The 24123-nt window shown below is 70.4% G+C and carries 21 protein-coding genes, 1 tRNA gene and 1 pseudogene; 15 read left to right on the forward strand and 8 right to left on the reverse strand.

The window, feature by feature from the left end:
* Both NQ160_RS04475 and NQ160_RS04480 read right to left on the reverse strand, forming a co-directional pair.
* Positions 1–2836: Na+/H+ antiporter subunit A (locus NQ160_RS04475; protein WP_257514045.1), on the reverse strand; the 2836-nt coding region annotated here is incomplete at its 3' end.
* Positions 2837–2933: 97 nt separating this feature from the next.
* Positions 2934–3983: a LacI family DNA-binding transcriptional regulator gene (locus NQ160_RS04480; RefSeq protein ID WP_257514046.1), complete on the reverse strand. Its 1050-nt coding sequence runs from the start codon at positions 3981–3983 to the stop codon at positions 2934–2936.
* 59 nt (positions 3984–4042) lie between these two features.
* On the opposite strand from NQ160_RS04480, the gene NQ160_RS04485 reads away from it, so the two are divergent.
* From NQ160_RS04485 to NQ160_RS04505, 5 genes are all read left to right on the forward strand, one after another.
* On the forward strand, positions 4043–5287 hold the full coding sequence (locus NQ160_RS04485) for an MFS transporter (RefSeq protein ID WP_257514047.1): 1245 nt from the start codon (positions 4043–4045) through the stop codon (positions 5285–5287).
* Between the two features lie 9 nt (positions 5288–5296).
* Entirely contained in the window at positions 5297–5995 is a 699-nt protein-coding gene (gene nucS, locus NQ160_RS04490; RefSeq protein WP_257513824.1) for an endonuclease NucS, read from the forward strand.
* 159 nt (positions 5996–6154) lie between these two features.
* The gene (locus NQ160_RS04495) at positions 6155–6835 is read left to right on the forward strand and encodes an HAD hydrolase-like protein (protein ID WP_257514048.1); all 681 of its coding nucleotides are present in this window, start codon (positions 6155–6157) and stop codon (positions 6833–6835) included.
* A complete protein-coding gene (locus NQ160_RS04500) occupies positions 6832–8106 on the forward strand; it encodes a hypothetical protein (protein ID WP_257514049.1) in 1275 nt (424 codons plus the stop codon). The genes NQ160_RS04495 and NQ160_RS04500 overlap by 4 nt, the downstream gene beginning before the upstream one ends.
* A 53-nt stretch (positions 8107–8159) precedes the next feature.
* Positions 8160–10229 (forward strand): bifunctional lysylphosphatidylglycerol flippase/synthetase MprF, encoded by a 2070-nt coding sequence (locus NQ160_RS04505; RefSeq protein ID WP_257514050.1) that lies wholly within the window; start codon positions 8160–8162, stop codon positions 10227–10229.
* Positions 10230–10232: 3 nt separating this feature from the next.
* On the opposite strand, the gene NQ160_RS04510 is transcribed toward NQ160_RS04505, so the two are convergent.
* The gene (locus NQ160_RS04510) at positions 10233–10439 is read right to left on the reverse strand and encodes a cold-shock protein (protein ID WP_257495235.1); all 207 of its coding nucleotides are present in this window, start codon (positions 10437–10439) and stop codon (positions 10233–10235) included.
* A gap of 161 nt (positions 10440–10600) precedes the next feature.
* On the opposite strand from NQ160_RS04510, the gene NQ160_RS04515 reads away from it, so the two are divergent.
* On the forward strand, positions 10601–11089 hold the full coding sequence (locus tag NQ160_RS04515) for a GNAT family N-acetyltransferase (RefSeq protein WP_257514051.1): 489 nt from the start codon (positions 10601–10603) through the stop codon (positions 11087–11089).
* 87 nt (positions 11090–11176) lie between these two features.
* Here NQ160_RS04515 and NQ160_RS04520 read toward each other — a convergent pair.
* Positions 11177–11260, reverse strand: a tRNA-Leu gene (locus NQ160_RS04520).
* Between the two features lie 194 nt (positions 11261–11454).
* On the opposite strand from NQ160_RS04520, the gene NQ160_RS04525 reads away from it, so the two are divergent.
* From NQ160_RS04525 to pknB, 7 genes are all read left to right on the forward strand, one after another.
* Positions 11455–12189, forward strand: coding sequence for an FhaA domain-containing protein (locus NQ160_RS04525; RefSeq protein WP_257514052.1), 735 nt, complete (start codon positions 11455–11457; stop codon positions 12187–12189).
* On the forward strand, positions 12182–12733 hold the full coding sequence (locus NQ160_RS04530) for an FHA domain-containing protein FhaB/FipA (protein ID WP_257514053.1): 552 nt from the start codon (positions 12182–12184) through the stop codon (positions 12731–12733). The genes NQ160_RS04525 and NQ160_RS04530 overlap by 8 nt, the downstream gene beginning before the upstream one ends.
* A gap of 15 nt (positions 12734–12748) precedes the next feature.
* The gene (locus NQ160_RS04535; protein WP_257514055.1) at positions 12749–13927 is read left to right on the forward strand and encodes a PP2C family protein-serine/threonine phosphatase; all 1179 of its coding nucleotides are present in this window, start codon (positions 12749–12751) and stop codon (positions 13925–13927) included.
* Complete coding sequence (locus NQ160_RS04540; protein ID WP_257514056.1) at positions 13924–15309, forward strand: FtsW/RodA/SpoVE family cell cycle protein; 1386 nt, start codon at positions 13924–13926, stop codon at positions 15307–15309. The genes NQ160_RS04535 and NQ160_RS04540 overlap by 4 nt, the downstream gene beginning before the upstream one ends.
* Positions 15306–16763 (forward strand): peptidoglycan D,D-transpeptidase FtsI family protein, encoded by a 1458-nt coding sequence (locus NQ160_RS04545; protein ID WP_257514057.1) that lies wholly within the window; start codon positions 15306–15308, stop codon positions 16761–16763. Before NQ160_RS04540 ends, NQ160_RS04545 begins: the two co-directional genes overlap by 4 nt.
* Positions 16760–18535: a serine/threonine-protein kinase gene (locus NQ160_RS04550; protein WP_257514058.1), complete on the forward strand. Its 1776-nt coding sequence runs from the start codon at positions 16760–16762 to the stop codon at positions 18533–18535. Before NQ160_RS04545 ends, NQ160_RS04550 begins: the two co-directional genes overlap by 4 nt.
* Before the next feature lie 67 nt (positions 18536–18602).
* Positions 18603–20306, forward strand: a complete 1704-nt coding sequence (gene pknB / locus NQ160_RS04555) for a Stk1 family PASTA domain-containing Ser/Thr kinase (protein WP_257514063.1) — start codon at positions 18603–18605, stop codon at positions 20304–20306.
* Here pknB and NQ160_RS04560 read toward each other — a convergent pair.
* Positions 20303–20941: a glutamine amidotransferase-related protein gene (locus NQ160_RS04560; RefSeq protein WP_257514064.1), complete on the reverse strand. Its 639-nt coding sequence runs from the start codon at positions 20939–20941 to the stop codon at positions 20303–20305. The two genes, pknB and NQ160_RS04560, sit on opposite strands and share 4 nt — an antisense overlap.
* 183 nt (positions 20942–21124) lie before the next feature.
* Positions 21125–21724: pseudogene (locus tag NQ160_RS04565) on the reverse strand (class E sortase); the annotation flags it as partial.
* A gap of 53 nt (positions 21725–21777) precedes the next feature.
* Between NQ160_RS04565 and NQ160_RS04570 the strand changes: the two are divergent.
* Positions 21778–22017 carry a cell division protein CrgA gene (locus NQ160_RS04570; RefSeq protein WP_257514059.1) on the forward strand — a complete coding sequence of 80 codons (240 nt, stop codon included), beginning with the start codon at positions 21778–21780 and terminating at the stop codon, positions 22015–22017.
* 81 nt (positions 22018–22098) lie between these two features.
* On the opposite strand, the gene NQ160_RS04575 is transcribed toward NQ160_RS04570, so the two are convergent.
* Together NQ160_RS04575 and NQ160_RS04580 are read right to left on the reverse strand one after the other, a co-directional pair.
* Positions 22099–22950: a rhomboid family intramembrane serine protease gene (locus tag NQ160_RS04575; protein WP_257514060.1), complete on the reverse strand. Its 852-nt coding sequence runs from the start codon at positions 22948–22950 to the stop codon at positions 22099–22101.
* Positions 22951–22969: 19 nt separating this feature from the next.
* On the reverse strand, positions 22970–23527 hold the full coding sequence (locus tag NQ160_RS04580) for a peptidylprolyl isomerase (protein ID WP_257514061.1): 558 nt from the start codon (positions 23525–23527) through the stop codon (positions 22970–22972).
* A gap of 104 nt (positions 23528–23631) precedes the next feature.
* Between NQ160_RS04580 and NQ160_RS04585 the strand changes: the two genes are divergently transcribed.
* The coding region (locus tag NQ160_RS04585) for a DNA helicase (protein WP_257514062.1) at positions 23632–24123 on the forward strand (492 nt) is incomplete at its 3' end.

A 24123-nucleotide genomic window follows, 5' to 3' on the forward strand; every position in this document is an offset into this window, starting at 1 on the left:
CGAGGTACACGCCGACGTCGAAGATCGTCGAGGTGACGAACTCGACGTGTCCGATCACGGGCAGATTCGCTTCCCAGAACGTGCTCGTCAGCGGCGCCTCGCCGAACAGCAGCGGCACGACGGCCGTGCCGACGGCGAGCGCCATCCCCACGCCCAGCAGTCGCCCGGCGTCGGTGGGGGCGGCGGCGCCGAGCTCGTAGCGCCCGCCTGCGACGTAGCGCATGACGAGGCCCATGCCGGCGACGAGGCCCCCGGCGAAGCCGCCACCGGGAAGGTTGTGGCCGGCGAAGAGCAGGTAGATCGACACGAGCATGATCGTGTGGAACAGGATGCGCACGATCACCTCGAGCATGATCGAGCGATTCTCGGGCCTGACCCGCTGACCGCCAACGAGCCAGGTGCGGGGGGCGCCGCGGTTGTCGGCCGTCTGGGGGCGCGGGCCCTCGTCGGTGTCGACGAGCGGACGGCGCGTGCGGGTCGAGAGGTTCGGCAGCGGCGAGACGGCGCGGGAGAGCGTGTCGGCGCGATGGGTGACGAAGACGAGGGATGCCACTCCGGTGGCGGCGAGGATCAGCACCGACAGCTCCCCCATGGTGTCCCAGCCGCGCAGGTCCACCAGCGCCACGTTCACCACGTTCTTGCCGTGGCCCAGCTCGTACGCCAGCTCGGGGAACGCCGTCGACACCGGCTCGTGGATTCGGGCGCCGGTCGCGACGACGGCGACCATCGCCATCGTGAGGCCGACCGCGACGGCGAGCACCGCGCGCGCCACCGGCAGCACCGACGCGTTGTGCTCACCCAGGCGCGCCGGGATGCGGCGCAGCACCAGGGCGAAGGTGACGAGCGTGACCGTCTCGACGAGCACCTGCGTCAGAGCGAGGTCGGGGGCGCCGCTCGTGGCGAAGAGCACGACCATGCCGAGCCCAGTCACCGACACGAGCACCACGCCGGTGTACCGCTTGCGGGCGCGGACGGCGACGATGCCAGCGATGATCATGATCGGGGCGACGATCAGCTGTGCCGGCGACTGCCAGGCGTCGAGGTTCACCTTCCACTCGGGCGACGCGAGCAGCGCCGTGCCCTCCGCGGCGACGAAGACGACGAAGATCGTCCCGACGTACAGGGGCAGCGAACCTCGCTGCGTGATCGACACGGTGATGACGGCCAGTCGAGCGATGCCGCGCAGCACCAGGTTGTAGACGTTGGCGGCGGTGAAGGGCAGCAGCCGGCGCGGAGCGCCGACCCGCTTGACCAGCCAGAACAGGGCTGCTCCCACCGCGATCGAGCCCAGCGAAAGCCACAGGGCGGGCTCGAACCCGTGCCAGAGCGCGAGATGGTAGACGTGATCCGGGGCGGAGACGCCAGGGCTCGCCACGGGCGCGGTGTCGGCGTAGGTCGACAGCACACCGTCGACCAGCGGGGCGGCGAGGCCTGCCACGAGGGTCAGACCCGCGAGCGTCACGGGAGCACCCAGGAACCCGATCGGCGGGTCGGGCCATTCCGTGCGCGGCATGGGTTGCCCGGTGGCATCCTTCTTGGTCCAGAACGCACCCCAGATGAAGCGGATGCCATATGCGGCGGTGAGCACGGATCCGAGCACCAGGCCGACCAGACCGACGATCGCCCAGAGCTGGCCGTCAGCGCCTTCGTTCAAGAACGCCGTGAGGGCCGCCTCCTTTGCCACGAACCCGATGGTGGGGATGACTCCGACCATCGAGGCCACCGCGATGATCGTGAACACCGCGAGGGTGGGGGCCTGCCGCCCGACCCCCGACAGCTCGGAGATGTCTCGCGTGGAGAGCTGGCGGTCGATGACACCCACGACCAGGAAGAGGGCCGACTTGAACAGGGCGTGGCTGATCAGCAACGCCAGGCCCGCCAGCGCGGCGTCGCGCGTGCCGTACCCGAGCACCGCGGTGAGCATGCCGAGCTGGCTCACCGTGCCGAAGGCGAGGACGCGCTTGAGGTCCGATTCCCGCAGCGCCTGCAGCCCCCCGATGAGCATGGTGAGAACACCCAGCCCCACGACGATGGGCCGCCACGGCGCCTCCAGCGCGAACACCGGCGCCAGGCGGGCGATGAGGTAGATGCCGGCCTTGACCATGGCCGCAGCGTGCAGGTAGGCGCTCACCGGCGTGGGCGCCGCCATGGCGCCGGGAAGCCAGAAGTGGAAGGGGAAGATGGCCGACTTGCTCAGCGCGCCGACGAGGATGAGCACCAGAGCGGCATCGACCACGGGACCGGTGGGAGCGAGTTCCAAAATGCCCGAGAGGCTCGTCGTGCCGGTGTGCACCACGAGCAGCACCACGCCGATCAGCATCACCAGGCCGCCGAGAGTCGTCACCAGCAGCGCCTGCATTGCGGCGCGGCGGCTCGCCCCGCGGCGGTGGTAGAACCCGATGAGCAGGTACGACAGCACGCTCGTGACTTCCCAGAGCATGACGAGCAGGACGATGTCGTCGGTGAGGACCAGGCCGTACATGGCGCCGGCGAAGGCCAGCAGCACGGCGCAGAACTGGCCCACGCCGTCGCGCTTGCCGTCGAAGTACCAGCGGCAGTAGGCCATCACGAGGGCACCGACGCCCGTGACGATCAGCGCCATGACCCAGCCGAGCGTGTCCATGCGCATCGAGATGGCGATGTCGAGGGCCGGGATCCACGAGAACGTCTCGAACGGGGCCTCGCCCGACAGCACGGCGGGCGTCAGCGTGAGCGTGTGGACGAACGCGATCACCGGCAGCACGGCGGCGACGTAGAAGGCGCGGGCACCGATGCGGCTGACCAGCCACGGCAGCGTGAGCGGAAGGATCGCGAACGCGCCGAGGATCATCAGCATGCGCGGCCTCCTCGGGGGTCGCGGCCAGAGGCACGAACGTTACGGGATCGAGTCCGAGTCTACCCGGGCCGGAGGGCGGTTCCGTCCGAAAGGGTGACTACCGCGTCATCGGGGCTGTCGTATTCCCCTCGCGGTACACGCTGCTGAAGCACACCGACGGGGCTTCGTTCCCCTCGAGCATGGCCACGACGGCCTCACCCGCAGCGCGCCCCTTCTCCATCGCCGGCTGCACCATCGTCGTGAGGTCGAAAGGTGCCAGGCCATCGACTGCGATGCCGTCGAAGCCGGTCACGCTGAGGTCGTCGGGTACCCGCAATCCGAGCTCCTCGGCGGCCCGCAGCACGCCCGCGGCGAGCAGATCGCTCTGGGCGAGCACCGCGGTCGGGCGCCCCTGCGGGTCGGCGAGGATCGCGCGCCCCGCGGCCGCTCCCTCGTCGATCGAGCTGCCGGCCGCGGCGTAGGCGGGGGCGTCGGGGTACACCTCGCGTGCGCCCTCCAGACGGTGGCGCGTGACATCCACCCCGATGTCGCCGTCGGCATCCAGCCATCCCGGGCGGCGGCGGATGTCGGTGGGCAGCGTGAGCAGTGCGACGTCGGTGTGTCCCAGCGAGCGGACGTGGCTGGCCAGGGCCCGCTGGGCCTCGCGGTTGTCCAGGATCACCCGCGGCACGTCCGGCCCGGCGTCGCCCTCGACGACGACGACGGGGATGCCCCGCGCGCGCAGCGTCTGCAGGGACTCTGCGATCACCGAGGTCCATCCGACCAGCACGGCGGCGTCGATGGGGGCGTTCGTCAGCGAGGCGCCCCCCGTGGTCCCGTCCGCATCGTGGCGCAGCAGCAGGAGCCCGGCATCCATCGGCGCCACCGCGTCGGCGAGGCCGTCCATCATCGCGCGCACGACCGGGTCGACGAACGCGGCACCGAGGTGCCCCTGGAACAGCACGCCGACGATGCCGGAGCGGCCGCGGCGCAGGGACGCGGCGCGTGGGTCGGGGCCGGTGTAGCCCAGGTCCGATGCCGCTTGCAGCACGCGCTCACGGGTGGCATCCGAGACGGCGGTCTTGCCGCTGAACACCACCGACGCGGTCGACGGCGACACCCCGGCGGTGCGGGCGACGTCGGCGATCGTTGCGCGGCGCGTGCTCATGACGTCCCCGATCGTAGCCTGCAGGGTGGGGTGGCGAATCGATTCGCTAGGCTGGATCGGTGGAAGCCCAGCTCACTCGAACGCAGCTCGTGCGCTGGCGCGCCGCCATCTTCGCGATCTTCACCGCCAGTGGATTGAGCATCGCCACGTGGGCGTCGCGGGTCCCGGCCATCCGCACCGATCTCGGCATCGAGAACAGCGACATCGGGCTCATGCTGCTCGGCATGGGCATCGCCTCGATCCTGGGTCTGTCCGCATCCGGGGTCATCATCGCCCGCTTCGGCACCCGGCACGGCATGCTCGGCGCCATGGTCATCTTCGCCGTCGGCGTGGCGCTGATCGGGGTGGGCACCAATGTCGCCTCGTCGGTGCCGCTCGTGGTGATCGGACTGGCACTGTTCGGCTTCGGCAACGGGGCGGTCGACGTCATGATGAACGTCGAGGGCGCGGCGATCGAGACCCGGTCGGGCAGGACCCTCCTCCCCCTCTTCCACGCGTTCTTCAGTCTCGGCACCGTCGTCGGTGCCGGCCTGGGTGCGGTCGCCGCAGCGCTGCGCGTGGACGTGTTCGCGCACGCCGTCGCCGTGGCCGTGGTCATCCTCATCGTCGCCGTGGTCGCCTACGCCAACGTGCCGCCGCGGGAAGGTGCCGGCGATCCCGCGACCGGGGCCGCCGACCAACCCGGCTGGCGGCAGCGCCTGGCCGTCTCCCTCGCCGCGTGGCGCGAGCCGCGCACGTACGCGCTCGGTGTCGTCATGCTCGGCATGGCCTTCGCCGAGGGCGGCGCCAACGACTGGCTCGCGCTCGGAGTGAGCGAGGACCACTCCGGCGGCCCGGCCCTGGGCGCGGCCGCGCTCATGGTGTTCTCCGTCGCCATGACGGTCGTGCGCGTGCTGGGCGGTCCGCTGGTGGACCGCTTCGGACGCGTCGCCACGCTGCGGGTGCTCTCGGGGTTCGCGGCCGCCGGCATCCTGCTGTTCATCCTGGCGCCGAACCTGCCGCTGGTGTTCGTGGGTGCGGCGCTCTGGGGCGTGGGCGCGTCGCTCGGCTTCCCGCTGGGCATGTCGGCCGCCGCCGACGATCCCGCCAAGGCCGCATCGCGGGTGAGCGCCGCCGCCACCATCGGCTACGTCGCTTTCCTCTGCGGCCCGCCGGTGCTCGGCTTCGTCAGCGACCACATCGGACTGCTCAACACCCTCTACGTGCTGGTGGTGCTCGTCGTGGCATCCGGCTTCGCCTCGCAGTCCGCCCGACCCCTCGCAGGCGCGAAGGTCGGGGCGGGCCACCGTCCGGACCACGGTTAGGCTCGACGGGTGCGTCTGGTCATTGCCCGCTGCTCCGTGGATTACGCGGGGCGCCTCAACGCCCATCTGCCCACCGCCACGCGCCTGCTCGTCCACAAGGGGGACGGCAGCCTGCTCGTGCACTCCGACGGCGGCTCGTACAAGCCGCTGAACTGGATGAGCCCGCCCTGCACCCTCAGCGTCGAGACGCCCGACGTCGCCGGTGAGGAAGAGGAGCAGGTCGTCGAGCAGTGGCGCGTCACCCACGCCAAGTCGGGGGATTCCCTGGTGGTGCGCATCTACGAGGTGCTCCACGACTCGTCCCACGAGCTGGGGATCGACCCTGGTCTGGTCAAGGACGGCGTCGAAGCCGACCTGCAGCGACTGCTCGCCGAGCAGGTCGGGGTGATCGGCGAGGGACTGACGCTCGTGCGACGCGAGTTCCCGACCGCCATCGGGCCGGTCGACCTGCTGCTGCGCGACCCTGCCGGCGGCACGATCGCCGTCGAGGTAAAGCGTCGCGGTGACATCGACGGCGTCGAGCAGCTCACCCGCTACCTCGAGCTGCTCGGGCGCGACCCGCATCTCGCGCCCGTGACCGGCGTGTTCGCCGCACAGGAGATCAAGCCGCAGGCGCGGGTGCTCGCCGCCGACCGCGGCATCCGCTGCGTGACGCTGGACTACGACGAGATGAAGGGCATCGACTCCGGCGCCCCCCGCCTCTTCTGATCCCTTCCCCGCCCCGTCTTTCCCCGCCTCTCCACCGCCTCCCCATCGCTGAGACGAAATCTGACGGCCGAGACGACGGTCGTCACCCACTGTCTCGTCCACCCACTGTCGTCTCACGGTCGTCTCACGGTCGGAGGGGGCGTTGATTAGGGTGGAGGGATGCCGCTGCGCTCCCCTTTCTCGTGCGTCCTGTGGGACGTCGACGGCACGATCGTCGACGCGTCCGAGGGCATCCTGCGGCGTCTCGCGGTGACCCTCGAGCACTTCGGGCACCCGGCGCCGACCTACGCCGAGCTCGTGCACTGGATCGGCCCGCCGATGTTCGAGTCCTTCCAGACGAACGTCGGCATGACGCCCGAGCAGTCCACCGGGGCGGTGGCGTTCTACCGCACCCTGGGCAAGGCCGACGGATACACCACCGGCGCCCGCCTCTACCCCGGCATCGCCGAGCTCATCGCCGACCTCGCCGCCGCCGGCGTGCCCCAGGGCACGGCGAGTTCCAAGCCCGAGATCCAGGTGCGCGCGCTCATGGACCACTTCGCGCTCGCCCCGTACTTCGCCTCGATCACCGGGGCCACCTCCGATGAGCGCACGCTCGCCACGAAGGCCGACATCATCGCGGAGTCGCTGCGGCGGCTGCGCGTCGCGGGCGTGGACACCAGCCGCCCGGTGCTCATCGGGGACCGCCACCACGACGTCGACGGCGGGGCGGTGCACGACGTGCCGGTCATCTTCGTGCGCTGGGGGTTCAGTTGGCCCCATGAGTCCGAGGGGGCGACCGCCGTGGTCGACTCGGTGGACGAGCTGCGCTCCCTCCTGCTCGTGGAGGATGCGGGATGACTCCCCTCCCCGACACGGTTCTGGCCTGGGTGATCCCGGCCGTGGTCGTGTTCGGGGTGGCGGCGGTCGCGATCGCCGTCGCGGTGTGGTCGGTACGCCGGGCCCGCCGCTCACCGCGGGCCCGTGCGCGCGCCGAGGCCGACCGCACCCGGGCGGGATCGGCGCTGGTGCGCCTCGACGACGCCGTCGGCGAGCTGGACCTCGAAGTCGGGCTCTCCGGTGCGCTCTACGACGGCGAGGCCCCCGCCGCGCTTCGCCGCGCGCGCATGATCGCCCAGCACGTCAGGGATGAGGCATTCGAGAGCTTCCGCGAGCTCGACGACGCTGAGCCCGTCGACGTGCGCCGGGTGAGCGCCCGCATCCGCACCCGCGCCGAAGAGGCGCTGGGCGTGGTGGCGGGGGCGCGCGCGGCCCACGACGAGTGGATGCGCGCCCACCGATCGGCCGTCACCCAGGTGGATGCCGCCGGTGCGCGGCTGGAGCGCCTGCGCACCGAGCTCGGCGACCCGGGAGCGCTCGTGGCCGACCTCTCCGGACGCTTCGACGAGTCCGAATGGCAGCAGGCCGCTGTGGCCGCTCGCACGGCATCCGCTGCCCTCACCTCCGCGCAGCACCACCTGGGGGCGGCGCGCAGCCTAGCGGCGGACCCCACCCGCAGCGCCTTCCCCGAGCTCTCCGTCGCGGAGCGCGAACTGCGCCGCGCCGAGTCCTCTGCCCGCGCCCTCGAGGAGTCGCACCGGCTCGTGACGGATGCCGCGCACGCGGTGCCCCAGGAGATCGACGCCGCCCGCGCCGCGGTCGCCCAGGGCATGCGTGTGCGCGAGGATCTGGAACCCGCCGACGCCGAGAGACTGGGCCGCGAGCTGCGCGCCGTCACGGACGAGCTCGATCGCCTCACTCCGCTCGCCCCGCGGCATCCCACCGCCACCGTCGAGGCGATCGCGAGGCTGCGCGCCCGCCTCGACCTGGCCCTCGGCGATGCCCGCACGGCGCAGCAGCGGCTCCGGGGCGCACGCACGGCTCTGCCGGGAACCCTCGCCTCGGCACGCGGCGCCCTCGCACGCGCCGAAGTCGCGGTCGCGGGTGCCGGGGCCGACGCACGGGTGCGCTTGGACGCCGCCCAGCGCGAGCTCGCCGCAGCCCGACGGGCGGATGACCCCGTCGAGGCGCTGGATGCGGCGCGCCGGGCGCAGCGGCTTGCCGAAGACGCCCAGGCCCTCGCCGACTACGCGCGCCTCAAGAACCGGCCCGCCGACCCTCTCGGCCGCTGACGCCCGTCGTCCGGGGCGGTGCGGTCACGGTGTCGCCCGCCTAGTGTGGCCCCATGATCGAGGGCAGCTCGTCACGCCGGCGTCCGCTGGTGCGCCTGGCCGCCCGCATTCCGGCGACCCTCGTGCTGGTCGGCATCGTGCTCGTCTGCGGGGTGGCCTCGCGAGGGCTCTGGCATCCGCTGTCCTCCTCACCGCTGTGGGATCAGGTCGCCTACGGTCTTCCCGCGATCGTGGACGGCCGGTGGTGGACGCCGGTGGTGGGCACCTTCTTCAGCGACCCGCCGTGGCTCTACATCGTGGTGATCTCCGGCTTCGCCGGGGTCGCCTACCTCGAGTACCACCGCGGCTCGCGGGTGGCGCTGGGCTGGTTCACCGCGGGTCAGCTGGTGGGCGTGCTGTGCATGCTGGGGTTCGTCGCCCTCATCTCGCAGCTGTCGTGGCCGTGGGCCGGCGCAATGGCCCACTCACTCGATGTCGGCCCATCGGGGGGCACCATGGCGTGCATCGCGGCATCGGCGACCGCGATGAGCTCCCCCTGGCGGGAGCGGGTGTGGTTCACCGTGCTCGGCGCCTGCGCCGTGCTGCTGCTGTACTGGGGGACGCCCGCCGACATCGTGCACGCGTTCGCGGTGCTGCTGGTGCTCGCGGTGCAGCGCCCCCTGCCGGCACGGCGCACGACGTTGCGCGAGCGACGCTTGCTGGGCTTCCTGGCCACCCTCGCGATCGCCACCGCGCAGGTGCTCGTCTTCCTCTCCCCCACCAGCGGCCCGTTCGGCACCAGTGCCGCCGGCTCCGCCCCGCTGGTCAACCTGGTCGTCGATCTGGTGGTGATCGTGCTCATCGCGCGGGGCCTGCGGCGAGGCCGTCGCTGGGCGTGGCTGGTGGCCGTCGTGCTCGCCGCGGCGAACATCGCCTGGGCCGGCGTGGTCGCGGTGGGTCTGCAGATACCGAGCCTTCCGCGAGACCTCTTCGGCGGAAACCCGGCGCCCACCCTGGGCGAAGCCGGTCTGTGGGTGATCTTCCTGGGGTACCTCGTGTGGGCACGAGCCGCCTTTCGCGCCGCCCGACGCTCAGCGATCGGGTCGTCCGCCGAACCGACCGCCGCCGACGCGGCGGCGCTGCTGCACGCACACGGCGGGGGCACGCTGTCGTGGATGACGACGTGGAAGAACATGTCCTACCTGCGCACCGAGACCGGGATCGTGGCCTACCAGCGCCATGCGGGGGTGGCGATCGCGCTGGCAGACCCCCTCGGTCCCCCGAACGGGCGCGCGCAATCGGTGAACGAGTTCATCGCGGCATCCGAACGAGCCGGTCTCGTGCCGTGCCTGTTCGGCGTCCGGGAGGCCACCCGCAAGGCCGCGCCCTCGACGTGGCGCAGCCTGGCGATCGCCGATGACACGATCGTCGACCTGCCGGGCCTGAACTTCCGCGGCAACGCGTGGAAGCCGGTGCGCACTTCACTCAACCGCGCAGAACGGGAGGGCATGACCTTTCGCCTCACCCGCCTGGTGGATGAGCCGTGGGGCGTGCAGGCGCAGCTGCGGGTCATCTCGCAGAGCTGGGTGGGCGGCAAGGAGCTGCCCGAGATGGGGTTCACGCTCGGCACACTCGAGGAGGCGCGCGATCCCGAAGTGCGACTGGCGCTGGCGGTGTCGCCGCAGGGTGACGTCGACGGATTCCTGTCGTGGCTGCCGGTCTACGGCCAAGACGGCGGCATCGACGGCTGGACACTGGATCTCATGCGGCGCCGTGAAGCCGGCTTCGTGCCGGTGATGGAGTACCTCATCGGCTCGAGCGCATTGCAGTTCGCCGCCGAAGGCGCCCGGATCATGTCGCTCTCGGGCGCGCCGCTCACCCACCGCTACCCACCCGATGCCGGGGTCATCGCGGCGCTCAGCGAGCGGCTGGCCGAGACACTCGAGCCGGTCTACGGGTTCCGCTCGCTGCACCGGTTCAAGGGGAAGTTCCACCCCCGCTACGAGACGCTCTACCTGCTGTTCCGCGACGGAACCGACCTGCCGCGGATCGGCGCAGGACTCGTCCGGGCGTTCCTCCCGGACGCGTCACTGCGACAGTTCGCCGACGCGGGCCTGGAGCTGGTGCACCGCGACGGCGAATGAGTCTCAGATGGGGCGGATGTTCTCCGCCTGCAGGCCCTTGGGACCCTGTGCGACCTCGAACTCGACCCGCTGGTTCTCCTCGAGCGAGCGGTAGCCGCTCGCCTCGATCGCGGTGTAGTGAGCGAAGACGTCGGCGCCGCCCTCATCCGGTGCGATGAAGCCGAAGCCCTTTTCGGAGTTGAACCACTTGACGGTGCCCTGCGTAGCCATGAATTGCCTTCGTGCTGAGGATGCCGGAGCGGTCGCCCCGACGATCCATACGCTAACGAACGAGACGTGCCGCGTCAGCCCCCGGTTTTCGTTGTGACGAAACCGTTGCATGCGCCTGTCAAGCCGGTCGCGGGGCCCACGGGCGCCGGTAGCGTGGCCGGATGCCACACGTGGAGCTTCGCCCCCTGCAAGACGACGACCTCGACGCGATGTACGAGATGCTCATCCGGGAACCCGCCGCTGCCGCTGCGCCGGGGGTCACGGTGGAGGACCCCCTGGATCGGTCGGTGTTCGATGCCTCGATCGCCGCCGAACGCGCCTCGGACGACATCGACTCCTTCGCCGTCACCGAGAACGGCGCCTTCGTGGGCACTGCCGGGACCTTCACCTTCGAGGACGACCGCGAGGTGGTGTTCTGGATCGCCCGGACCGCGCGGGGAAGAGGACTGGCGACGGAGGCCCTGCGGATGCTGGTCTCCCGTGAGCCGATCCGGCCGCTGTACGCGCGGGTCGCGGCCGACAACGCCGCCGCCATCGCGGTGCTCCAGCGCATCGGCTTCGCCGAGGTCTCGCGTGAGCCCGCAGCGCCCGCGGCCCGGCATACGGGTGAGCTCCTCTACGCCCTGCTCCCCGTGCTCGACGGCATCTGACCCGCCGCCGCGCCGGCGCACGGCGGGACGAAGGCGGCGACGGGAACGAAGAAGGGCCCCCGATCCCGGGGGCCCTTCTTTGTGTTGTGCGCGAGGGGGGACTTGAACCCCCACGCCCTTGCGGGCACTGGCACCTGAAGCCAGCGCGTCTACCTATTCCGCCACTCGCGCGAGCCGCGCATGCGCGGACCCAACTTCCCGAGAATATCACGACTCCGGGGGTGCCTTTCGCGCCTGCACCGCCTCCGAGCACAGCGGGGATGCCGCCACGGGCCGCCAGTCGCGAAGCCCTGACCCCCGAAATCACGTTCTCCCAGCCGGTGCAACTAGCATGTAGCGACCGGTCTGCCTGCCTGAGGAGTCGCGTGGGACTACTTGACAGCTTCGAGAAGGGGCTCGAACGCGCTGTGAACGGCGCGTTCGCGAAGACCTTCCGCAGCGGCGTTCAACCCGTCGAGATCGCCTCGGCGCTTCGCGCCGAGCTCGACGCGAAGGCCGCCGTCGTCAGCCGCGACCGCATCTTGGCGCCGAACACGTTCACCGTGCGACTCGCACCGAGTGACGAGGAGCGTATGCGCTCGTTCGGCAGCACCCTGGGCGAAGAGCTCGACACCCTCGTGGCCCAGCACGCCCGCGCGCAGGGCTACTCGTTCGCCGGACCGGTGTCGATCACGGTCACCCCCGACGACCAGCTCACGACCGGCACCCTGCGCGTCGACTCGCAGACCGCGCAGGGCAGCGTGGCGTGGCGCGGCGTCATCGACATCAACGGCGCCCGGCATCCTCTGGTGAAGGGCCGCACGGTGATCGGCCGCGGCAGCGACGCCGACATCACCATTCCCGACGCCGGCACCAGCCGCAAGCACGTCGAGATCCTGTGGGACGGCGAACGCGCCATGGTGCGCGACCTCGGTTCCACCAATGGCACCAAGCTCGACGGTCTCCGGGTGACCGAGGCGCCTCTGCCTCCGGACTCGACCGTGACGATCGGCCGCACCGACATCGTCTTCCGGGTAGTGGCCCAGGCCCAGCCGACCCGCCCCGCGCGCCCGGCCGACGCCACCCGCGCCTACGACGTGCGAAGGGGTGCCGGTGAGTGAGCTGACCTTGCTGCTGCTGCGCATCGGATTCCTCCTGGTGCTGTGGTTCTTCGTATTCGCGGTGATCTACTCGCTGCGCGCGGATCTCTTCGGTGTGAAGGTGCGCAAGCTCCCCGAGCCCGCGGCGGCCGCTGCCGCCTCAGGCACGACGACCCCCGGCGGCACGACCCCGCTGGCGGAACGCAACGCGGCCCCCACCGGCGGCAAGCCGGCATCGCCCTCTCCGAAGGCGGGCGGTCCGGCCACCACCGGCACCGTCACGCGCATCGTCGTCACCAGCGGCCCGAAAGCGGGCCTCGAACTCCCACTGGGCAACGAGCCGCTCACGATCGGCCGCTCCAGCGAATCCGGCCTCGTGATCCGCGACGACTACACCTCCAGCCATCACGCGCGTCTCGTGCTGTGGGGCGACCAGTGGATGATCCAGGACCTCGATTCCACCAACGGCACTTGGCACAACGGGCAGCGCGTCGCCGCCCCCGTCGCGATCAAGGTCGGCGCCCCCATCAAGGTCGGCGCGACGACCTTCGAGCTGCGGAAGTAAGCGGAACGTCGGCGCATGGTGTTCCAGGGTTCGAGCGTGGCGATATCGCACACCGGCAAGGTGCGCTCCAACAACCAGGACTCCGGCTACGCGGGATCGAACCTGTTCGCCGTCGCCGACGGCATGGGCGGTCACGCCGGCGGTGACGTCGCCTCGAGCATCGCCATCAACCGCCTCTCCGCCCTCGACCACTCGTACGATTCACCCTCGGATGCCGAGCGGGCGCTGCGCGACGCGATCGCCGACACCGCGACACGGCTGATCGAGACGGTCAAGGCGCAGCCGGAGCTCGCGGGCATGGGCACCACCGTCAGCGCGCTGATCATGGTCGACGACTACGCGGTGCTGGCCCACATCGGCGACTCGCGGGTCTATCTCTACCGCGAGGGCACGCTGACACAGATCACCACCGATCACCCCCGCCGCTCCGTGCTCATGCGCGTGCTGGGCGACACCGACGCCGACCCCGAACTCGACACGTTCATCATGCCCACCCAGCCCGGCGACCGGTGGCTGCTGTGCTCGGACGGCCTGTCGGGCGTCGTCGACGACGCGCAGACCGCGAAGGCGCTCGGGCAGGGCCTGCCGCCGGGCCGCACCGCCGACACCCTTCTGCGCCAGGCCCTGGACGGGGGCGCGCCCGACAACGTCACGATCGTGCTGGTCGACGTCGGCGGGCAGCACCCGGTCTTCATCGGCACGCCCACGGTCGTCGGATCTGCCTCGAACCCCAACGGCGTCGAGGTGCCCGCCGCCCGCTCCACCCGGTCGGGGTGGCTGCACGCCGTCCGGCAGGCACCCAACGACCCCACGCACTTCGAGCCGGCTGCGGAGTTCCTCGAAGAGCTCATCGAGGAGGATCGCCGCCGGGCGAAGAGCCGACGCGTCTGGTGGGTCGTTTCGCTCGTGGGCGTGCTCCTCGCCCTCGCTCTCGCGCTGGTCGGTGCCTACTCGTGGACGCAGACCCGGTTCTACGTCGGCGCCGATGCCGACACCGTGGTGGTCTACCGCGGCATCCAGCAGACCATCGGACCGATCTCGCTGTCGACGCCGTATGCCGACACCGGCATCGACCTCGACGATCTGCCCGCTTTCGTGCGCGACAGCGTCGAGGAGACGATCTCGGCCTCGTCGCTGACCGACGCGCAGCGCATCGTCGCACAGCTTCGCGAGACGACGGAGGCCACGCCATGACCGCCTCCCCCGACGTCACGGCCGACACCACCGTCGTCAAGGCGCTGCGGAAGCTCCGGATGCCGCAGACGCAGCGCAACCGGGAGCTGTGGCTGCTGCTCTTCGCCTTCGCCCTCAACGCCGCCGCGCTCGCCCTGGTGCAGCTGGGGGCGAACGGCGCGATCGATCCCAAATTCCTCATCTACTGCGGCGGGCTCACCGCTCTGGTGCTGGCGCTGCATATCGTGCTGCGCCTCGTGGCCCCCGCCGCGGATCCGTTCGTAGTCCCCATCGCGACGGTGCTCACGGGCCTGGGCATCGCGATGATCTACCGGATCGACCTGCACTACGACCTCCACGGCTGGGTCGCCACCTCGACCCGCCAGCTTGCGTGGGCCGCGATCGCGCTCGTCGCCGCGATCGCCGTGGTGGTGGCCATGCGCAACTACCGGGTGCTCTTCCGCTACACCTACGTCTTCGGCTTCGTCGGCATCCTGCTCATGCTCCTGCCGATCATCCCCGGTCTCGGGGCGGACGCCAACGCCGATGTGTGGGTGGATCTCGGCATCTTCTCCTTCCAGCCGGGCGAACTCGCGAAGATCGCCCTGGCGATCTTCTTCGCCGGCTACCTCGTGCGCACGCGGGAGTCGCTGACCTCGGTCGGCACGCGGTTCCTCGGCATGACCTGGCCCCGCGCCCGCGAGCTCGGGCCACTGCTGGTGATCTGGCTGGGCTCGCTCGGCATCATCGTGCTGCAGCGCGACCTCGGCACGGGGCTCCTCATCTTCGGCATGTTCGTCGCCATGCTCTACGTCGCCACGGGCAAGACCAGCTGGGTGCTCATCGGGCTGGTCCTCGCCGCGGGCGGCGCGTTCCTCGCCTCGCGTGCGCTGCCGTACGTCGGCGGCCGGTTCGAGAACTGGCTGAACGCCCTCGACCCTGATCTGTACGAAGCCGGCGCAGGGACCTACCAGCTGGCCAACGGCATCTTCGGGCTCGCGCAGGGCGGCCTGCTGGGCACCGGGCTCGGACAGGGACGCCCGTGGCTCACACCGCTGTCGCAGAGCGACTACATCTTCCCGAGCCTCGGTGAGGAGCTCGGGCTCATCGGCGTCTTCGCCATCCTGTGCCTGTACATGATCTTCACCAGTCGCGGCATCCGCATCGGACTGGCCGGGCAGGACGACTTCGGCAAGCTGCTGGCCACCGGCCTGTCGTTCACGCTGGCACTGCAGGTGTTCATCATGGTCGGCGGCGTCACGCGCATCATCCCGCTCACCGGCCTGACGACTCCTTTCCTCGCCGCCGGCGGATCGTCGCTCGTGGCGAACTGGATCATCGTGGCCCTGCTGCTGCGCATCTCGGATGCCGTGCGCAGCCGTCCCCGGGTGGTGATCGGATGACCAAAGAGCTCAGAAGACTGTCGATGCTGATCCTGGCCATGTTCCTGGCCCTGTTCGCGTCGACCAGCGTGATCCAGGTGGTGCAGGCCGACGCGCTCGGCGAGAACCCGCTGAACCGCCGCGCCCTGTACGACACCTTCGAGGTGCAGCGGGGCTCCATCATCGCCAGCGGAGCCGCCATCGCGACCTCCGTGCCCACCGATGACCTGTACGCCTGGCAGCGGGTCTACACCGACCCCGACATGTGGGCCCCCGTCACCGGCTGGATCAACCCGGTGCTGGGATCGGCGACGGGCATCGAGCGCGCGATGAACCAGGAGCTCAGCGGCACCGCCGACTCCCAGTTCCTCTCCCGCATCGAACAGATCATCAGCGGTCAGCGGCCGCGGGGATCGAATGTGGTGCTCACCCTGGATGCCGCCGTGCAGCGCGCCGCCTACGACGCCCTCGGCGACCTGCAGGGGGCCGTCGTCGCCATCGAGCCCTCGACGGGGCGCATCCTGGCGATGGTCTCGAGTCCCAGCTACGACACGAACCTGCTGGCCTCGCACGACACGGCCGCCGTCGAGGCGGCCTACACCGCGCTCGAGGACGACCCGCTCAAGCCACTGGACAACCGCGCGATCGCCGGGAACCTGAACCCGCCGGGGTCGACGTTCAAGCTCGTCGTGGCATCCGCCGCCCTGTCCACCGGCGAGTGGACCGCGCAGTCGACCCTCCCCAACCCGGCGACCTACACGCTCCCGCAGTCATCGAGCATCGTACGCAATGCCGGGGGCGGCACCTGCGGCGCGGGCGAGACGGTCACCATCGCCGACGCCCTGCGGCTCAGCTGCAACATCCCGTTCGCCGAACTGGCCGTGGAGCTGGGCGACGACGTCATCCGCGAGGAGGCCGAGAAGTACGGCTTCGACACCTCGTTCTCCCTCCCGCTGGAATCAACGCCCTCGGTCTATCCCCCGGCGCTCGACGACGCACAGACCGCCCTGTCGGGCTTCGGCCAGGGAGACGTGCGCGCCACGCCGCTGCAGATGGCCATGGTCTCGGCCGGCATCGCCAATCAAGGAGTGGTCATGAATCCCCGCATGGTCGACGCGATCATCGCCGCCGACTTCACCGAGCAGCAGAGATTCGACGACACCGAGTTCGGTCGCGCCCTCTCGGCGGACCTCGCCGCGGCGATGACCACGATGATGGTCGCCGATGTCCGATCCGGAGTCGCGAGCGGTGCAACAATAGACGGCGTAGACGTCGCCGGGAAGACCGGCACCGCAGAAAACGGAGTGGACGATCCCTACACGCTGTGGTTCACCGGATTCGCTCCGGCCGACGACCCTGAGGTCGCCGTGGCCGTCGTGATCGAGGACGGCGGCGGGCTCGGACAGTCAGGCAGCAGCAACAGGATCGCGGCTCCGATCGCGGCAAAGGTCATGGAGGCGGTGCTGAGCAGATGAGACCGACGCAGGGAGTGACCTTCGGCGGCCGATACGAGCTGGACTCGCGGATCGCGATCGGCGGCATGGGCGAGGTGTGGGAGGCCACCGACCACGTCATCGGCCGAACCGTCGCCATCAAGATCCTCAAAGACGAGTACATGGGCGACCCCGGCTTCCTCGAGCGCTTCCGCGCCGAGGCCCGGCACGCGGCCCTCGTCAACCACGAGGGCATCGCAAGCGTGTTCGACTACGGCGAGGAGAACGGCAGCGCCTTCCTCGTCATGGAGCTCGTGCCCGGCGAGGCCCTGTCGACCATCCTCGAGCGCGAGGGGTCGCTGCCCGTCGACAAGACGCTCGACATCGTCGCGCAGACGTCGATGGCCCTCCAAGCGGCGCACGCCGCGGGCCTGGTGCACCGCGACATCAAGCCCGGAAACCTGCTCATCACCCCGGACGGCCGGGTGAAGATCACCGACTTCGGCATCGCCCGCATCGCCGACCAGGTACCGCTGACGGCCACCGGCCAGGTCATGGGAACGGTGCAGTACCTCTCCCCCGAGCAGGCATCGGGGCACGCGGCGTCGCCGGCCACCGACATCTACTCGCTCGGCATCGTCGCGTACGAGTGCCTCACCGGCAAGCGCCCCTTCACGGGCGAGTCGCAGGTGGCGATCGCCATGGCGCAGATCAACGAGCAGCCTCCGCCGCTGCCGTCGACGGTGCCGGCTCCCGTGCAGAACCTCGTCATGGCGATGATCGCCAAGAAGCCCGAAGATCGGCCCGCCACGGCGTCGGCCGTCGCGCGGGCCGCCTCGGCGCTCCGCCGGGGCGACGTCGCCGCTGCCGCCGCGGCCGTTCCGGCCATCGCCGGTGGCGCCGACGTCGACGAGGTGACGCAGCTGCTCAACCCGGGGCTGTCGACGCAGGATGCCACGCGTATCCTCCCCGCCACCACCATGATGGGAGCAGGTGCCGACGCGGCATCCGCCGACGGCGAAGGCGAAGACAAGCCCAAGCGCAAGCGCAGCCCGTGGACCTGGCCGTTGATCGCCCTCATCGTTCTGCTGGTGCTGGTGCTCGGTGGCACCGTGTGGGCGCTGCTGTCGGGCGGCGAGTCCGAGGAGCCGGCACCTACGACGTCCAGCGCCTCCCCGCCGCGTACGCCGACGACGACGCCGTCCGCCGAGCCGACTCCGGACACGGTGAACGTCAACGCCTCGGCGCTCGAGGGACTGTCCTGCGACGAAGCGTCCGCGGCGCTCGACGAGCTGGGCCTCGGCGCCAACTGCGTCGAGGGCGACGCCGCTCCCGACGAGGGCAGCCAGGGCAAGGTCTACCGTGTGAACCCGACGGCGAACGTTCCCGCCGGTACGGTCGTGGACCTCACCGTGTACGGCCCGCAGGTGGCCCTCAGCGCCCCCGCCGCCCCGTCGCTGCCGGCGACGGTCGAGCCCGACGCCACGGTGCAGGTCACCTGGCCCGGGTACACCTGCCCCTCGGGTCAGGGCAGCGTCAGCGCGTACACCCTCACCGCTTATAACGGCGTCTTCGCGGTCAACGGTCAGTCTTCCGCCTCCTTCCGCGGCGGTGACCGTGCCGGTCAGCTGCAAGTGGTCGGTCCAGCCAACGAGTCCGTGATCGTGACCTACACGGTGACCTGCAGCGGCGGCAGCGCCGGCGAGCGCACCACCGGCCCGTCGGGAGAGGCCGTCGCCCAGATCCAGGCGCCTGCAGCACCCACACCCGAGCCGACCGCCGAAGGCGACGGCGAGGGCGACACCCAGCCCTGACCTCGGCGCCCGTCCAGGTTGGCGGAGGCCGAGCGACTAGGCTGGATGTTCTACTCAGGGGGTGACTGTGTCGGCTGAGCCGCGCGTGCTGTCGGGACGTTACCGCGTCGACGAGCCCATCGGCCGCGGCGGAATGGCCCGCGTCTACCGAGGCTACGACCTCACGCTGGGGCGCGCGGTCGCGATCAAGATCCTCAAGCGCGAGCTCGCCGAGGACAGCGCCTTCCGCACCCGTTTCCGGCTCGAAGCGCAGGCGGCATCCCGCATGTCGCACCCCACCATCGTGCGGGTCTACGACGCCGGTGAGGACACCGAGACCGACCCGGACGGCTCGGTGCATCCGGTTCCCTACATCGTCATGGAGCTGGTCCAGGGGGCGCTCCTCAAGGACATCATCTCCGAGGGCCCGGTGCCCGTCGACACGGCGGTGCGCTACGTCGACGGCATCCTCGAAGCCCTGGAGTACTCCCACCGTGCCGGAGTCGTACACCGCGACATCAAGCCAGGCAACGTCATGGTGACCGACGCCGGCCAGGTGAAGGTCATGGACTTCGGTATCGCCCGAGCCGTGTCCGACTCGTCGTCGACCGTGGCCGACACAACCGCCATCCTGGGCACCGCCGCCTACTTCTCCCCCGAGCAGGCCAAGGGCGAGCCCGTCGACGGGCGTGCCGACGTGTACTCCACCGGCGTGGTGCTGTACGAGCTGCTGACCGGCCGCCAGCCTTTCCGTGGCGAGAGCCCCGTGGCCGTGGCCTACCAGCACGTCAGCGAGACGCCGCTGGCCCCCAGCGAGGTGAACCCCACAGTGCCGCGCGCCCTCGACGCCGTCGTGCTGCGGGCGCTGGCCAAGGACCCCTTCCAGAGGTTCCAGGATGCCGCGGGGTTCCGTGAGGCGCTCGACGCCACCGTCGACGGCAAGGGGCCGTCCCGGCGCCAGGTCAACGCGCTGACTCACGAGCTGTACGGCCCCGACCCGAGGCAGGCGCAGGACACCGCGCGATCGCTCCGGCAGCTCAGCACCGACACGACGATGACGCGCACGCAGTCCGGTCCGCCGGTCGCCTGGATCTGGGCTGGCGTGGTGCTCGTCGCCGTGCTGCTGGCGTCGGTGCTGTTCTGGGTGGTGACGATCTCGCCCGGATCCGGCGTGCCCAGCAACGCCCGCATCGTGCCCGACGTCGTGGACATGTCCTACGACCGTGCCGAGGAGCAGCTGCTCGCGGCCGACCTGCAACCGCAGCGCATCGACGAGAGCAACGACAGCGTCGCCGCAGGCAACGTGATCCGTGTGGAGCCGGCCGCGGGCACTTCGGTCGCCGTCGGGGAAGGCGTCAAGGTGTACGTCTCGACCGGCATCGAGACGACGGCTGTTCCCACGCTGGTAGGCCTCGATCGCGCCGCCGCAGAGCAGGCGCTGGTCGACGCGGGGCTGCGTCTGGGCAGCGCCGTGCAGCGCAACGATCCCGCTGCCGCCCGAGGTCTCGTGCTGTGGGCTTCGTACGAAGCCGGCGCCGACGTGCCACGCGGCACCGTCGTGAACCTCGAGGTCGCCACCGGCAGTGTGACGCTCGTCAACGTCGCCGGCTACACGCTCGACGCGGCCACCCGCGAACTCGAGTCCGATGCCCTGCAGCTCACGGTGCTTCCCGTGGAGGACCCGTCGTGCCCCGCCACACCCGGGGGTCCCACGGTGCTGTCGCAGTCCCTCGCACCCGGCGACGTGCCGATCCACTCCACGGTCGAGCTGACCTACTGCACCGGCTCCTAGCCCTCCTGTGCCCGATGCGGGTGCAGGCCCGCGCCGCGCGCGGCGGCATCCGCCACGCCCACTCGCTCCAGCCAGTTGCCCAGCAGCCGGTACCCGCCCTCGGTGAGCACGCTCTCGGGGTGGAACTGCACGCCGTCCAGTGGGAGGGTGCGGTGGGTCAGACCCATCACCACGCCCGAATCGGTGCGGCTGGTCACACGCAGCTGGGCAGGGAGGGTGCGCTCGGTGACCGCCAGCGAGTGGTACCGACCGGCGATGAAGGGGTCGGGGAGCCCCGCGTAGAGCGCGTCGTGATCGTGGTGCACCGCGCTGGTCATCCCGTGGACGAGTTCGGGAGCATGCCCCACCTCCGCCCCGAAGGCGGCCGCGATCGCCTGGTGGCCGAGACACACGCCCAGAAGCGGCATCTGCGCCCGTGCCGCGGCCTGGACGACGGCGATCGACGCCCCGGCACGGGCCGGCGTGCCGGGACCGGGCGATACGAGCACGCCCGCGAAACCGGCGATAGCGGCATCCGGATCGCGGATCTCGTCCGCTTCGACCACGGATGCCTGCGCGCCGAGCTCCTGCAGGTAGGCGATGACGGTGTGCACGAAGCTGTCGTGGTTGTCCACGACCAGCACCCGGCCGCTCACTGGACGGTGACGTCCTCGGGAGCGATCAGCTCGGAGACCCACGGAAAGATGTGGAAGAACAGGGCGTAGACGACGGCCGCCGCCAGCAGAATCAGGATCACCACGCGGACCCACCACGGGCCCGGGAGGATCCGCCACAGCGCTGCGTACATCAGGCCCCTTCCACGGTTGCACTGCCACCTCATCGGGTCGTACGTACTCCATGTTCCGGAAGCGGTAGGTGTACCACCCCTCCTGCGTTTCGAGCACGATCGCGTCGCCGATCTGCAGCGACGGAACGTGCTCGAACGGCGCCCCCTGCGTATAGCGGTGTGCGGCCAGGGCGACGTTACCCATGTCCCCCGGCATGGCCGTCCCCGGATAGTGGCCGACCCCGATCGGGTCGAGCACACGGGACTTGCTGATCCCCTCGGCGATCGGAAACACCCAGGTGTCTCCGAACCGCGGGATGTGAAGGGCTCCGAACACCTCGGCATCCCCCACGGGGGCGGGGACGACCGGCTCCACCGGGGCGGGCTCGGACTCGACGCTGGGATCGGGCGTCGGCTCGGGGACCGTCTGCCCCTGCTCCCCCATCGCCCATTCCTGCGTGATCTCGCGGGCCTGCGACTGGCGCTGCTCGCCGATGATCGCATCGCCGATCCACAGCTGCCACACCATGAACAGCAGCAGCACGATGCCGAGGGTCATGAGGATCTCACCGATCACGCCAACGACGCTCGCGCGGCCACGCGGGGCGGCGGAACGACGACGACGAAGCGGCGGGGCGGCGGGGTCGGACACGTCTGCATCCTAACGAAGCGGCATGACAAGGCGCTGAGGCTAAACTTGCCCGCATGGCACCTTCCGACAAGCCCGGCGAGCCCGTCACCGAGCGCCCCGAGGGCGACCCCGCCCCCAATCCCGTGTGGTTCAAGCCCATCATGTTCGGGCTCATGCTCCTGGGCCTCTTGTGGGTGCTCGTGTTCTACCTGAGCAGCACGCAGTTCCCCATTCCGGGTATCGGCCCCTGGAACCTCGTGATCGGCTTCGGCATCGCGTTCGTCGGCTTCCTGATGACGACCCGCTGGCGCTGAGCCGCCCTTCCACACCCCCTCCACACCTGTGAATTACACCGGTGTGATTCATCCCCAGGCTGGGGATGAACCTGTGGATAACTATCCGTAGACCAGCGCGGGGATGACCAGCAGCGCCAGCAATCCCACTCCGACGGCCACGAGCAGCCAGATCTGCTGCTGCCGCTGACGCTCGGCCCGCGTGCGGGCGAAGATCATCCCCACGAGCGCGCCCACGAGGCCGCCGCCGATGTGGGCCTGCCAGGAGATGCCCGACCCCGGCAGGAAGGTGATCACGAGGTTGAGCCCCAGCAGCACCGCGATGGCGGTCACGTTGGCGCCCAGGTGCCGCCCGATCACGAACATGGCGCCCAGCAGGCCCCACACCGCACCCGATGCGCCCACAACCCACGTGCCCGGCGCGAGCAGCGCCACAAGCACCGAGCCGCCGAGCGCGCTCAGCAGGTACAGCGCCAGAAATCGCGCGCGACCCAGCAGCGGCTCGAGGCTGCGTCCCAGCGCCCACAACGCCAGCATGTTCAGCGCGACGTGCCAGAGGCTCGCGTGCACGAGCGTGACCGTCAGCAGCCGCCACGGCTGGAAAGCGGGACTCGGCAGGACGAAGGCGCTGTTGAAGGCCAGGTACGACGAGACGTAGCCGCCGACCACCGGAAGCTGGGCCAGGACGTACGTGATCGACGTGAGGATGATCAGCGCATACGTCACCAGCGGCCGCGGATCGCGCGTGACCGCCCGCCGCGACGGCATGCGCGTGAGCTTCGCCGCCTTCTGCTGGTCGCGCAGGCACTCCGGACAGATCACACCGACCGGCATCTGCGTCTGACACTCAGGACAGATCGTGCGCAGGCACCGCTGGCACAGCACGAAGCTCTGCCGGTCAGGATGCCGGTAGCAGAAGTTCTCCGGATTGGCGCCGAAGTCCGGTGCGGTCACGCGCCGAGTCGACCGATGCTCAGACGGCCGCGATGTCGATGGAGGAGATCACGACGGGCTCGACCGGGCGGTCGCCGGCCGCGGTGGGAACCTTGGCGATCTCGTCGACCACGGCACGCGAGGCGTCGTCGGCGACCTCGCCGAAGATCGTGTGCTTGCCGTTGAGCCACGGCGTGGGGTCCGTGGTGATGAAGAACTGCGATCCGTTCGTGCCCTCGGCCTTGCCGGTGATCGCGTTGCGACGCAGCCCCGCGTTGGCCATGGCCAGCAGGTACGGCGCGCCGAAGGTCAGCTCGGGGTTGATCTCGTCGTCGAACGTGTAGCCGGGGCCGCCGACGCCCTTGCCGAGCGGGTCGCCCCCCTGGATCATGAAGCCGGGGATGATGCGGTGGAAGATCACGTCCTTGTACAGCGGACCCTCGCCCGGCTTGCCGGTGGCGGGGTCGGTCCAGGCGCCCGTTCCGTCGGCCAGGCCGATGAAGTTCTGCACCGTACGGGGTGCGTGGTCTCCGAAGAGATTGACGACGATGTCGCCGTGGTTGGTGTGCAGGGTCGCGACCGCTGTGGGGAGTGCCATGTCGTACATTCTCGCAGAGTTATGTGCAACCCCTCCCGTCCGGGGGTGGGGTCGTCTGGCAAGATATGGATAAACGTGTCCGAGCGATTTAGGGAGGGCCCCTCGTGAGCCTCAGCCGCAAGCGCAAGAAGGAACTCCGCAAGCTCCAGAAGCAGGCGAACACCCTGTGGGAATCTCAGCAGGTTCTCGTGGGGGAAGCGGCCAACGTCGCCAAGGAGGCCGGCCGTCAGCTCGGCCACTACCAGCGCGAGAACGTCATGCCGGTGATCAGCGGCGCGTACGGGCAGTACGCCGCCCCATACGTCTCCAAGGCCACGAAGGTGTCGCGGCAGGTGCTCAACGACAAGGTCGTTCCCGCAGCCGGCGCCGTCGTCGGTTCGGCGATGTCGGTGTGGGACGCCGCCAACGACACGCGTGCGCGGGTCGCCGCGGGTCGCGGCTTCGCCGCCCCCGACGTGTCGAAGTACTCCAAGAAGGCTGACAAGTACAGCAAGGACGCGGCGAAGAAGTTCGCCAAGAAGCTCGCCGTCGTCGCTCCGGAGCCGAAGAAGAGCATGAGCGCCGGCAGCGTCATCGCGATCATCCTGGCCATCTCT

It is taken from the genome of Microbacterium sp. zg.Y909, assembly GCF_024626565.1.

Bases quoted from the DNA above. Each gene is read 5' to 3' on its own strand.
- NQ160_RS04570 (WP_257514059.1), top strand. From the start codon at position 21,778: ATGGCACCTTCCGACAAGCCCGGCGAGCCCGTCACCGAGCGCCCCGAG.
- NQ160_RS04535 (WP_257514055.1), top strand. From the start codon at position 12,749: ATGGTGTTCCAGGGTTCGAGCGTGGCGATATCGCACACCGGCAAGGTG.
- NQ160_RS04580 (WP_257514061.1), bottom strand. From the start codon at position 23,527: ATGGCACTCCCCACAGCGGTCGCGACCCTGCACACCAACCACGGCGAC.
- NQ160_RS04505 (WP_257514050.1), top strand. From the start codon at position 8,160: ATGATCGAGGGCAGCTCGTCACGCCGGCGTCCGCTGGTGCGCCTGGCC.
- NQ160_RS04515 (WP_257514051.1), top strand. From the start codon at position 10,601: ATGCCACACGTGGAGCTTCGCCCCCTGCAAGACGACGACCTCGACGCG.
- NQ160_RS04545 (WP_257514057.1), top strand. From the start codon at position 15,306: ATGACCAAAGAGCTCAGAAGACTGTCGATGCTGATCCTGGCCATGTTC.
- NQ160_RS04500 (WP_257514049.1), top strand. From the start codon at position 6,832: ATGACTCCCCTCCCCGACACGGTTCTGGCCTGGGTGATCCCGGCCGTG.
- NQ160_RS04540 (WP_257514056.1), top strand. From the start codon at position 13,924: ATGACCGCCTCCCCCGACGTCACGGCCGACACCACCGTCGTCAAGGCG.
- NQ160_RS04480 (WP_257514046.1), bottom strand. From the start codon at position 3,983: ATGAGCACGCGCCGCGCAACGATCGCCGACGTCGCCCGCACCGCCGGG.
- NQ160_RS04495 (WP_257514048.1), top strand. From the start codon at position 6,155: ATGCCGCTGCGCTCCCCTTTCTCGTGCGTCCTGTGGGACGTCGACGGC.
- NQ160_RS04550 (WP_257514058.1), top strand. From the start codon at position 16,760: ATGAGACCGACGCAGGGAGTGACCTTCGGCGGCCGATACGAGCTGGAC.
- NQ160_RS04510 (WP_257495235.1), bottom strand. From the start codon at position 10,439: ATGGCTACGCAGGGCACCGTCAAGTGGTTCAACTCCGAAAAGGGCTTC.